Source organism: Rhizobiaceae bacterium (assembly GCA_023953845.1).
Lineage (GTDB): Bacteria > Pseudomonadota > Alphaproteobacteria > Rhizobiales > Rhizobiaceae > Arvimicrobium.
Genome location: JAMLJC010000004.1, coordinates 1 through 10,744, shown reverse-complemented (window position 1 = coordinate 10,744; position 10,744 = coordinate 1). Strand labels below are relative to the sequence as shown.

Annotated in this window: 11 protein-coding genes; all 11 read right to left on the bottom strand. The window is 64.0% G+C overall.

Translation table 11 applies throughout. The features are described from left to right. A partial coding sequence (gene nuoL, locus M9955_26510) for an NADH-quinone oxidoreductase subunit L (protein MCO5085201.1) occupies positions 1-1,959 on the bottom strand: 1,959 nt, incomplete at its 3' end. A 7-nt stretch (positions 1,960-1,966) separates the two neighbouring features. Beyond that, the gene (gene nuoK, locus M9955_26505) at positions 1,967-2,275 is read right to left on the bottom strand and encodes an NADH-quinone oxidoreductase subunit NuoK (protein ID MCO5085200.1); all 309 of its coding nucleotides are present in this window, start codon (positions 2,273-2,275) and stop codon (positions 1,967-1,969) included. A 27-nt stretch (positions 2,276-2,302) separates the two neighbouring features. After that, positions 2,303-2,917, bottom strand: a complete 615-nt coding sequence (locus M9955_26500; GenBank protein MCO5085199.1) for an NADH-quinone oxidoreductase subunit J — start codon at positions 2,915-2,917, stop codon at positions 2,303-2,305. Positions 2,918-3,020: 103 nt separating this feature from the next. Then, positions 3,021-3,512 (bottom strand): NADH-quinone oxidoreductase subunit NuoI, encoded by a 492-nt coding sequence (nuoI, locus tag M9955_26495; GenBank protein ID MCO5085198.1) that lies wholly within the window; start codon positions 3,510-3,512, stop codon positions 3,021-3,023. A 34-nt stretch (positions 3,513-3,546) separates the two neighbouring features. Further along, positions 3,547-4,593, bottom strand: coding sequence for an NADH-quinone oxidoreductase subunit NuoH (nuoH, locus tag M9955_26490; GenBank protein MCO5085197.1), 1,047 nt, complete (start codon positions 4,591-4,593; stop codon positions 3,547-3,549). Positions 4,594-4,613: 20 nt separating this feature from the next. Beyond that, complete coding sequence (nuoG, locus tag M9955_26485; protein MCO5085196.1) at positions 4,614-6,692, bottom strand: NADH-quinone oxidoreductase subunit NuoG; 2,079 nt, start codon at positions 6,690-6,692, stop codon at positions 4,614-4,616. A gap of 118 nt (positions 6,693-6,810) precedes the next feature. Beyond that, the gene (locus M9955_26480) at positions 6,811-7,458 is read right to left on the bottom strand and encodes an NADH:ubiquinone oxidoreductase (GenBank protein MCO5085195.1); all 648 of its coding nucleotides are present in this window, start codon (positions 7,456-7,458) and stop codon (positions 6,811-6,813) included. A gap of 4 nt (positions 7,459-7,462) precedes the next feature. Continuing rightward, complete coding sequence (gene nuoF / locus M9955_26475) at positions 7,463-8,767, bottom strand: NADH-quinone oxidoreductase subunit NuoF (GenBank protein ID MCO5085194.1); 1,305 nt, start codon at positions 8,765-8,767, stop codon at positions 7,463-7,465. A gap of 11 nt (positions 8,768-8,778) precedes the next feature. Further along, a complete protein-coding gene (locus tag M9955_26470; protein MCO5085193.1) occupies positions 8,779-9,912 on the bottom strand; it encodes an NADH-quinone oxidoreductase subunit E in 1,134 nt (377 codons plus the stop codon). Positions 9,913-9,928: 16 nt separating this feature from the next. After that, positions 9,929-10,171: a hypothetical protein gene (locus M9955_26465; protein MCO5085192.1), complete on the bottom strand. Its 243-nt coding sequence runs from the start codon at positions 10,169-10,171 to the stop codon at positions 9,929-9,931. Beyond that, a partial coding sequence (locus tag M9955_26460) for an NADH-quinone oxidoreductase subunit D (GenBank protein ID MCO5085191.1) occupies positions 10,171-10,744 on the bottom strand: 574 nt, incomplete at its 5' end. The genes M9955_26460 and M9955_26465, both read right to left, overlap by 1 nt.

Below are 10,744 nucleotides of genomic sequence, written 5' to 3'. Positions count from 1 at the left end.
TGCAATACCCAGCAGCATCGAGAATGCGTAGTGATAGAGGTAACCGGTCTGGAGGCGAACGACGCGTTCGGTGACATCGGCCACGCGGGCGGCGATACCGTTCGGGCCGAGGCCGTCGATGACGGCGCCATCACCCTTCTTCCAGAGGAACTTGCCGACCCACATGGCAGGACGGACGAAGATGAAGTCGTACAGTTCGTCGAAGTACCACTTGTTGAGCAGGAACTGGTAGAGACCGCGGTGCTGCTCGGCGAGGTACTTCGGCGTTTCCGGCGAGCGGATGTACATGTACCAGGCGGTGACGAAACCGAGGGCCATGGCCGCGAACGGGCTCCACTTCACCCATTTCGGAACGTGATGGTACTCGTTGACGAGGTCGTTGCCAGGCAGCGTGAACAGGGCACCCTGCCAGAATTCGGCATAGTGGTGGCCGAAGAAATACTCGACGAAGATCACGCCCGCGACGACCGCACCGGTGGCCAGCAAATAGAGCGGGATCAGCATCACGGCCGGCGACTCGTGCACATGGTGCATGACGTCGGCAGAGGCGCGCGGCTTGCCGAAGAAGGTCATGAAGGCCAGGCGCCAGGAGTAGAAGCTCGTGAAGAGCGCGGCGATGACCAGGAGCACGAAGGCGAAACCGGCGACCGGGCTGTGCGAGGCGAAGGTCGATTCGATGATCGCGTCCTTCGAGAAGAAGCCGGCAAAACCGATGACCGTACCGGGAATGCCGACGCCGGTCAGCGCCAGGGTGCCGATCGTCATCATCCAGAACGTGATCGGGATGTGCTTGCGAAGACCGCCCATGTAACGCATGTCCTGCTCGCCGTCGACGGCGTGGATCACCGAGCCGGCGCCAAGGAACAGAAGCGCCTTGAAGAAGGCGTGCGTGAAGAGGTGGAAGACCGCCGCACCATAGGCGCCGATGCCGAGCGCGACGAACATGTAGCCGAGCTGCGAGCAGGTCGAATAGGCGATGACGCGCTTGATGTCGTTCTGCACGAGGCCGACCGTCGCCGCGAAGAAGGCGGTGATGGCACCGACCAGCGTCACGACCATCAGGGCGGTGTGCGACAGTTCGAAGATCGGCGACATGCGGGCGACGAGGAAGACGCCGGCGGTGACCATGGTCGCGGCATGGATGAGCGCCGAAACGGGCGTCGGGCCTTCCATGGCGTCCGGCAGCCAGGTGTGCAGCAGGAACTGCGCCGACTTGCCCATCGCGCCCATGAAGAGCAGGAGGCAGGTTGCGGTCAGCGCATCCGCCTTGTCGAGGCTCATGCCGAACAGCGTGATGACGGGGGCTGCGGCATCCGCGGCGCCTTCGGCCGGCAGATAGGTCGCGGCCGTCGCGAAGATCGTCTCGAAGTTGATCGAACCGAAGAGCACGAAGACGCTGGAAATGCCGAGGATGAAGCCGAAGTCACCGACGCGGTTGACGATGAAGGCCTTCATGGCCGCAGCGCAGGCCGACGGCTTCTTGTACCAGAAACCGATCAAGAGATAGGACGCAAGGCCCACGCCTTCCCAGCCGAAGAACATCTGCAGCAGATTGTCCGACGTCACCAGCATGAGCATGGCGAAGGTGAAGAGCGAGAGATACGCGAAGAAGCGCGGCCGATGCGGGTCGTGGTGCATGTAGCCGATGGAATAGACATGCACGAGCGTCGAGACGGAGTTCACGACGACGAGCATGACGGCCGTCAGCGTATCGACGCGGAACGCCCACTCGACGTCGAAGCCGCCCGACTGGATCCAGCGCAGCACGCTGACCTTGACCATCTCCGTCTCGCCCATGGCGACGTCGAAGAAGACGATCCACGACAGGACTGCCGCCAGGATCATGAAGCCGGACGTGACATATTCGGACGCCTTGGCGCCGATGGCATTGCCACCGATGCCGGCGATCAGGAAGCCGATCAGCGGAAGGAAGACGATTGCCTTGATGATGGTATCCATGACCCGATCAGCCCTTCATCATATTGACGTCTTCGACGGCGATCGAACCGCGGTTGCGGTAGAAGACGACGAGAATTGCAAGACCGATGGCCGCTTCCGCAGCCGCGACGGTCAGAATGAACAGCGCGAAGACCTGGCCGACGATGTCGTTCAGGAAGTCCGAGAATGCGACCATGTTGATGTTGACCGACAAGAGGATGAGTTCGATCGACATCAGGATGACGATGACGTTCTTCCGGTTCAGGAAGATACCGAAGACGCCGAGGGTGAAGAGGATGGCGCTGACGGTGAGATAGTGGGAAATACCGATTTCCATGATGCTTTTCCTTGGTCTCGCGCTGCCTCAGATGCCCTGACCGGGCTTCACCTTGACGATCTCGACGGCGGTCTCCGGCGTACGGGCGACCTGGGTCGGGATGTCCTGGCGCTTGATATGCGGCTTGTGGCGCAGCGTCAGCACGATCGCGCCGATCATGGCGACGAGCAGCACGAGGCCGGCGATCTGGAAGTAGTAGACGTAGTGGGTATAGAGCACGTCGCCGAGGGCGGCCGTGTTCTGGCGCTCGGCGACCGGCGGGATCGGCATCGAGGCGTTGCTGGCGATTTCCGGCGAGAGCGTGGAGCCCCCGACGACGACCACGAGCTCGATCGCAAGGATCAGGCCGATCAGCGCACCGACCGGCGCGTATTCCAGGGCACCTGCCCTCAATTCGGCGAAATCGATGTCGAGCATCATGACGACGAAGAGGAAGAGGACCGCGACCGCGCCGACATAGACGACCAGCAGGATCATCGCCAGGAACTCGGCGCCCGTCAGAAGGAACAGGCCCGCCGAGTTGAAGAAGGTGAGGATCAGGAACAGCACGGAATAGACCGGGTTCCTGGACGCGATCACCATGAAGGCGGACGCCACCGCCACGAAGGCGAACAGATAGAAGAATAGAGCCTGCAGACCCATTTTGGTGCCTTTTCGTCTTCCCCGGAGAAGGTTCCCCCTCCCCCGTCGAAGCCTGACGACCGCTCGTCAGGCACTTTACATTCGTTATGCCTTCCGCCTGAAATCAGCGGTAAGGCGAATCCATAGCAATGTTGCGGGCGATTTCCCGCTCCCAGCGATCGCCGTTCTCGAGCAGCTTCTGCTTGTCGTAGTAGAGCTCTTCGCGCGTTTCCGTCGAGAACTCGAAGTTCGGGCCCTCGACGATGGCGTCGACCGGGCAGGCTTCCTGGCAGAAGCCGCAATAGATGCACTTCACCATGTCGATATCGTAACGCACCGTGCGGCGCGTGCCGTCGTTGCGGCGGGGGCCCGCCTCGATGGTGATGGCCTGAGCCGGACAGATGGCTTCGCACAGCTTGCAGGCAATGCAGCGCTCTTCACCGTTCGGATAACGGCGCAGCGCGTGCTCGCCGCGGAAGCGCGGAGAGACCGGGCCCTTTTCGAAGGGATAGTTCACCGTCGCCTTGGGGCGGAAGAAATAGCGCATCGACAGGAAGAACGCGCCGACGAATTCCTTGAGGAACAGCGAATTTACGGCTTGCGAAAGACTAGCCATGCTTAAGCTCCAATGCTGCTGAGGTCGCGGGCGGTCATGCGGACCAGCCCGTAAGCTTCAGCACGAATGCAACGATGACGACCATGGCGAGCGAGATCGGAAGGAAGACCTTCCAGCCGAGACGCATGAGCTGGTCGTAGCGGTAGCGCGGCACGAAGGCCTTCACCATCGCGAACATGAAGAAGACGAAGCACGCCTTCAGGACGAACCACACGATGCCCGGGACCCAGTTGAGGAACCAGACGTCGACCGGAGGCAGCCAGCCGCCGAGGAAGAGGATCGTGGTCAGCGCGCACATCAGGCAGATGGCGGCGTATTCACCGAGCATGAACATCATGTACGGGGTGGAGCCGTACTCCACCATGAAGCCGGCGACGAGTTCGGATTCGGCTTCCGGCAGGTCGAAGGGCGGGCGGTTCGTTTCGGCGAGCGCCGAGATGAAGAACACCACGAACATCGGGAACAGCGCCAGCCAGTGCCAATCCAGGAAAGAACCGGGCAGGCCGATCATCGTGCCGACGCCGTCACGCTGCGAATTGACGATATCGGTCAGATTCAGCGAGCCGACGCAGAGCAGAACGGTGACGATGACGAAACCGATCGACACTTCGTAGGAGACCATCTGCGCGGCGGAGCGCAGCGCGCCGAGGAACGGATACTTCGAGTTCGAAGCCCAGCCGCCCATGATGATGCCGTAGACTTCGAGCGAGGAGATCGCGAAGATGTAGAGGATGCCGACATTGATGTTGGCGATCACCCAGCCTTCGTTCAGCGGAACGACCGCCCAGGTGGCAAGCGCCAGCGTCACGGAGACGAGCGGCGCGAGAAGGAAGATCACCTTGTTGGCCGTCGCCGGGATCACCGGCTCCTTGAAGACGAACTTCAAGAGGTCGGCGAAGGACTGGAACAGGCCGAAGGGGCCGACGACGTTCGGGCCGCGGCGCAGCTGCACGGCCGCCCAGATCTTGCGGTCGGCCAGAAGCACGTAGGCGATAAAGACCAGGAGCGCGACCAGGAGCAGCAGCGACTGGGCCACCATGATCAGGCCGGGCCAAACATAGGTCGAAACGAAAGCGTCCATAATGCTTTATCCCTTCGCGCTCATTCCGCCGCGGCTTTGAAATTGTTGCGGGCCAGCGCCGAGCATTCGGCCATGACCGCGGAGGCGCGCGCTATCGGGTTCGTCAAATAGAAGTCTTTGATCGGAGACGCAAACCCGGAATTCGCCATCGTCCCGCCTTTTTTCGCAAGTGCGGAAAGATCGGCGATATCGCCGGCCGCAATCTCGTCGATCGCGGCGAAATGCGGGTGTGCGGCGTGGAGTTTCGCTCTCAGCTGCACCAGCGAATCGAAGGGCAGCTTCTTGCCGAGCACGTCGGACAGCGCACGCAGGATCGCCCAGTCCTCACGGGCGTCGCCCGGCGCGAAGCCGGCGCGGTTGCCCAGCTGGACGCGGCCTTCGGTGTTGACCCAGGTGCCCGACTTCTCGGTATAGGTCGCGCCCGGCAGGATGACGTCGGCGACATGCGCCGCATTGTCGCCGTGCGAGCCGATATAGACCGTGAAGGCGGTCTTGTTGGAAAAGTCCATTTCATCCGCGCCAAGCAGGAAGAGCACGTCCGTGCCGGTCAGCATCTCGGCCGCGGTCTTGCCGCCCTCGCCCGGCACGAAGCCAAGGTCGAGGCCGCCGACGCGCGCGGCCGCGGTGTGGAGGACCGCAAGGCCGTTCCAGTCCGCCGTCACCGCGCCGACGCTTTCCGCCAGGTTCGCGACGGCCGAGAGAACGGCGAGACCATCGGCGCGCGACAGCGCGCCCTGGCCGACGATGATCATCGGGCGTTCGGCCTTCTTCAGCTTTTCGGCAAAGGAGAGCGAGCCGTCGATGAGGGCCGAAAGCGTGTCCGTGCCGGCGCCGAGATAGTCGTAGTCGTAGCGCAGCTCGCCCTCGACGCCGATCACGCCGATCGGGAAGTTGTCCATGCGCCAGCGCTTGCGGATGCGGGCGTTGAGCACGGCGGCTTCGAGGCGCGGATTGGCGCCGACGATGAGCAGCGCGTCGGCCTGCTCGATGCCCTCGATGGTCGGGTTGAACAGGTAGCTGGCACGGCCGAGCGACGGATCGAGCACCGAACCGTCCTGGCGGCAGTCGATATTCTTCGAGCCGAGCGAGGCCATCAGCTCGCGCAGTGCATACATTTCCTCGACGGAGGCGAGGTCGCCGGCGATCGCACCGATGCGGTCGCCCGGCTTGCCGGCGACGGCGGCCTTGATGGCGCCGAAGGCCTCGGCCCAGCTGGCGGGCTGCAGACGGCCGTCCTTGCGGACATAGGGGCGGTCGAGACGCTGGGTCTTCAGGCCGTCCCAGATGAAGCGGGTCTTGTCGGAGATCCACTCCTCGTTGATCTCCTCGTTGACGCGCGGCAGGATGCGCATCACCTCGCGGCCGCGGGTATCGACGCGGATCGCCGAGCCGACGGCGTCCATGACGTCGATCGATTCGGTCTTGTTCAGCTCCCACGGGCGGGCAGTGAAGGCGAAGGGCTTGGAGGTCAGCGCGCCGACCGGGCAGAGGTCGACCACGTTGCCCTGCAGCTCGGAGGTCATCGCCTGTTCGAGATAGGTGGTGATCTCGGCATCCTCGCCGCGGCCAATCAGGCCGAGCTCGGTGATGCCGGCCACTTCCGTCGTGAAGCGGACACAGCGCGTGCAGTGGATGCAGCGGTTCATGATCGTCTTGACGAGCGGGCCGATATACTTGTCCTCGACCGCGCGCTTGTTCTCCGCGTAGCGCGAACTGTCGATGCCGAAGGCCATCGCCTGGTCCTGCAGGTCGCATTCGCCGCCCTGGTCGCAGATCGGGCAATCGAGCGGGTGGTTGATGAGCAGGAACTCCATCACGCCTTCGCGTGCCTTCTTGACCATCGGCGTGGTCGTGAAGACTTCCGGCGGTTCGCCGTTCGGGCCGGGGCGCAGGTCCCTGACGCCCATGGCGCAGGAGGCCGCCGGCTTCGGCGGGCCGCCCTTCACCTCGACGAGGCACATGCGGCAGTTGCCGGCAACCGACAGCCGCTCGTGGAAACAGAAGCGCGGAACCTCGGCGCCGGCCTCCTCGCACGCCTGAAGCAGCGTGAAGTGATCCGGGACTTCGATTTCTTTTCCGTCGACTTTCAGCTTTGCCATATCTCAATCCCGCTTTTGACGCGGGAAAGCCCCGCGTCTCGCCAGCGCCATTCTGTCCAGCCTCAGGTCCGGGTCCCGTCCCTTCGGCCTTGTTCCATCTGCCGGTTCCGGCGGGGTCTCAGCCCCTGCCCTTCGCCAGCGCCTTTGCCTGCTCCACCCAGCCATCGCGGGCGATGCGCCCTGCGAAACCGAGTTCGGCTTCGATCCTTGCGACATCGGCGGGCGTCAGGCCCACGATGTCGGCATAGCGCCGGAAGCCCATGCCGTTCAGCACCTGCTCCAGCTTCGGCCCGATGCCCGAAATCGCTTTCAGGTCATCGGCCTTGGCGGACTTCGCCGCCGGCACCTTGCGCGCCTGTCTGGCACCGGCCGCCTTCGGCGTCGCACTTTTCTCGCGCGCCACCGTCACCGTCTTCGCCACGGCGGGCTTTTCCGCCTTCGGCACCACGGTCAGCGCCGGCTTCGCCTTGACCGGCTCCACCGGCTGCGGCTCCGCCGCCAGCGCCGCGGCCTCGTCGAGCACCACCTTGGCCCGCTCCGCCGCGCTCTGCATCAGGCCCAGCATCGCACCGGCCATCTGGCCCGCAATGCCGAAGCCGATCGCGGTCGTCGCGGCCATCGCCGCCACCGGATGGGCCATCAGCGGGTGCAGCGGCACGTCCGGCATTTCCCGCAGCCAGGGCGCGAGCCCGAAGGGATCGTTCCCGCCGGCCTCCGCCGGCTGAACCCTGGTTGCATTCGCATCCTGTCCTGCCGGCGTCTTCATCGTCTTACTCCGCTGCTTCGAGCACGGCGCCGTGCGCCATGGCGTTGGCCGTATACTGGTCGATGCGTGCCTCGATTTCCGGGCGGAAGTTGCGGATGAGGCCTTGGATCGGCCAGGCCGCCGCATCGCCGAGGGCGCAGATCGTGTGGCCTTCGATCTGCTTCGTCACGTCGAACAGCATGTCGATTTCGCGCTTCTGCGCATTGCCCTTCACCATGCGCTCCATGACGCGCATCATCCAGCCGGTGCCTTCGCGGCACGGCGTGCACTGGCCGCAGCTCTCGTGTTTGAAGAAGGCCGAGATGCGCCAGATCGCCTTGATGATGTCGGTCGAGCGGTCCATGATGATCATGCCGCCGGTGCCGAAGGAGGACTTCACCTCGCGCAGGCCGTCGAAGTCGAGCGTGACGTTCATCATGTCCTCGGCCTTGACGACCGGGCAGGATGCGCCGCCGGGGATGACGGCAAGCAGGTTGTCCCAGCCGCCGCGGATACCGCCGCCGTGCTTTTCGACCATTTCCTTGAAGGAGATGCCCATGGCCTCCTCGACCGTGCAGGGACGGTTGACGTGGCCGGACATCATGAACAGCTTGGTGCCGACATTGTTCGGGCGGCCGAACGAGGAGAACCAGCTGGCGCCGCGGCGCAGGATGGTCGGCGTCACGGCGATCGATTCGACGTTGTTGACCGTCGTCGGGCAGCCATAGAGGCCCATATTCGCCGGGAACGGCGGCTTCAGGCGCGGCTGGCCCTTCTTGCCTTCCAGGCTTTCGAGCAGCGCGGTCTCCTCGCCGCAGATATAGGCGCCGGCGCCGTGGTGGACATAGATGTCGATGTCGTAGCCGAGCTTGTTGTTCTTGCCGAGAAGGCCGGCGTCGTAGCACTCGTCGATCGCCGCCTGCAGCGCCTCGCGCTCGCGGATGAACTCGCCGCGCACATAGATATAGGCGGCGTTCGCGCCCATGGCGAAGGAGGCGACGACGCAGCCTTCGATCAGCGTGTGCGGATCGTGGCGCAGGATATCGCGGTCCTTGCAGGTACCGGGCTCGGATTCGTCGGCGTTCACAACGAGATAGTGCGGGCGGCCGTCAGATTCCTTCGGCATGAAGGACCACTTGAGGCCGGTCGGGAAGCCGGCGCCGCCGCGGCCGCGCAGGCCCGAGGCCTTGACCTCGTTGATGATCCAGTCACGGCCCTTTTCGAGCAGCTGCTTGGTGCCGTCCCAATGGCCGCGGGCCATGGCGCCCTTCAGCGACTTGTCCTTGGTGCCGTAGATGTTGGTGAAGATGCGATCCTGGTCCTTAAGCATGTTTCACCCCTTTACCGCGGCTTCTTGCCGAAGACGCGGATGTATTCCGCTTCGCCGCCCTTGGCGAGCGCCTTGGCCTGCCTGACCCAGTCGTCGCGCTCGATGCGGCCCTTGAAATTCAGATAGGAATCGACCCATTCGCGCTCCGCCTTCTTCCAGGCCGCGACCTGCGCGAAGGTGAAGATGCCGAGCTCGTGCAAGATGCCCTCGATCTTCGGGCCGACGCCGGAGATGAGCTTCAGGTCGTCGGGCGTTTGCGGGCGCGCGATGGCGGCCGGGCGGTTCTTGTCTTCCAGCGACGGCTTGCCGGCCTCCGCGAGCGGCTGCTTGGCGGCGGCATCGCCGCCCTCGGCGCGCGTGTCGCCGGTTGCCTCGGCATTGGCGGCCGCTTCCGCCTTGGCGGTCGCCGGCGTCTTCAGCTTGGGATCGGTCTCGACGGCATCCGTCTTCGGCTTGGCGGCATTCGACGGGGGGACGCTGACGCTCTCCTCCTCGGTCTTCTTGGCGCGGGCCGGCGCCTTCTTTGCGGCCGCTTCCGGTTCGTTGAGGCTGGTGAGGCCACCGACCGGGGCGGAGAAGATGCGATCGACCTGCGGGCCGGTCTCGACCGTCGAGCCCTTGCCGGCATCGAAACGGTCGATGATGTGCTCGAGCTGCGTCGCCGTCAGGTCTTCATAGCTGTCCTTGAAGATCATGATCATCGGCGCGTTGACGCAGGCGCCCTGACACTCGACCTCTTCCCAGGAAAGCGTGCCCGTCTCGTTGAGATGGAAGGGCTCGGGATGGATGCGTTTCTTGCAGACGTTGATGAGGTCTTCCGCGCCGCGCAGCATGCAGGGCGTCGTGCCGCAGACCTGGACATGGGCGCGCGTACCGACCGGCAGCAGCTGGAACTGGGTGTAGAAGGTCGCGACCTCGAGCACACGGATATAGGCCATGTCGAGCATGTCGGCGACGGATTCGATCGCCGCCTTGGTGACCCAGCCGTCCTGTTCCTGCGCCCGCATCAGGAGCGGAATGACCGCCGATTGCTGGCGGCCCTTCGGATACTTGTTGATCGTTGCCTTGGCCCAGGTCGCATTCTCCTTGGTAAAGGCGAAGCTGGCGGGCTGGACATTGTCATCGGCTAGTCGACGAACGGACATTCTGTAACGCCTTGTCTCAGTTAATCTGCCGGCACTGCGTTTGCGTCGTGTTGACGAATTCGCAGGCGTAGGCCGACGTGTCTTTCTGCATGAATACGACGTAGCGGCTGCCGTTCGGCGCCGCCGCCTTGATCTCGTAGCCCTGGCTTGCCAGTTGGCCCATGGAGGCGCTGGACGCACCGACCTGCACGTCCTCCTGCGCGCCGGCGACAGCGGCGCTTCCCAGGAAGATCAGCGTGGCAAGGGCTAGTTTCGGCATCAGCGATCGACCTCGCCGAACACGATGTCGAGGGAGCCGAGGATCGCCGAGACGTCGGCGAGCTGGTGGCCGCGACAGATGAAGTCCATCGCCTGAAGATGGGCGTAGCCCGGTGCGCGGATCTTGCAACGGTACGGCTTGTTGGTGCCGTCGGCGACGACGTAGACGCCGAATTCGCCCTTCGGCGCCTCGACGGCCGCATACACTTCGCCGGCAGGCACATGGTAGCCTTCCGTATAGAGCTTGAAGTGGTGGATAAGCGCTTCCATCGAGCGCTTCATCTGGCCGCGCTTCGGCGGCACCATTTTGCCGTCGATCGAGGAGACCGGGCCGACCTTGGCATCGCCCAGAAGGCGGTTGACGCACTGGCGCATGATCTTGGCCGCTTCGCGCATCTCGATCATGCGGATGACGTAACGGTCGTAGCAGTCGCCGTTCTTGCCGATCGGGATATCGAAATCGAGGTCGGAATAGCACTCATAGGGCTGCGAGCGGCGCAGGTCCCAGGCCGCGCCCGAGCCGCGTACCATGACGCCCGAAAAGCCCCAGGCCCAGCAGTCTTCCAGCTTCACA

Bases quoted from the DNA above. Each gene is read 5' to 3' on its own strand.
- nuoI (MCO5085198.1), bottom strand. From the start codon at position 3,512: ATGGCTAGTCTTTCGCAAGCCGTAAATTCGCTGTTCCTCAAGGAATTC.
- nuoK (MCO5085200.1), bottom strand. From the start codon at position 2,275: ATGGAAATCGGTATTTCCCACTATCTCACCGTCAGCGCCATCCTCTTC.
- M9955_26480 (MCO5085195.1), bottom strand. From the start codon at position 7,458: ATGAAGACGCCGGCAGGACAGGATGCGAATGCAACCAGGGTTCAGCCG.
- nuoF (MCO5085194.1), bottom strand. From the start codon at position 8,767: ATGCTTAAGGACCAGGATCGCATCTTCACCAACATCTACGGCACCAAG.
- M9955_26500 (MCO5085199.1), bottom strand. From the start codon at position 2,917: ATGGGTCTGCAGGCTCTATTCTTCTATCTGTTCGCCTTCGTGGCGGTG.
- M9955_26470 (MCO5085193.1), bottom strand. From the start codon at position 9,912: ATGTCCGTTCGTCGACTAGCCGATGACAATGTCCAGCCCGCCAGCTTC.
- nuoG (MCO5085196.1), bottom strand. From the start codon at position 6,692: ATGGCAAAGCTGAAAGTCGACGGAAAAGAAATCGAAGTCCCGGATCAC.
- M9955_26465 (MCO5085192.1), bottom strand. From the start codon at position 10,171: ATGCCGAAACTAGCCCTTGCCACGCTGATCTTCCTGGGAAGCGCCGCT.
- nuoH (MCO5085197.1), bottom strand. From the start codon at position 4,593: ATGGACGCTTTCGTTTCGACCTATGTTTGGCCCGGCCTGATCATGGTG.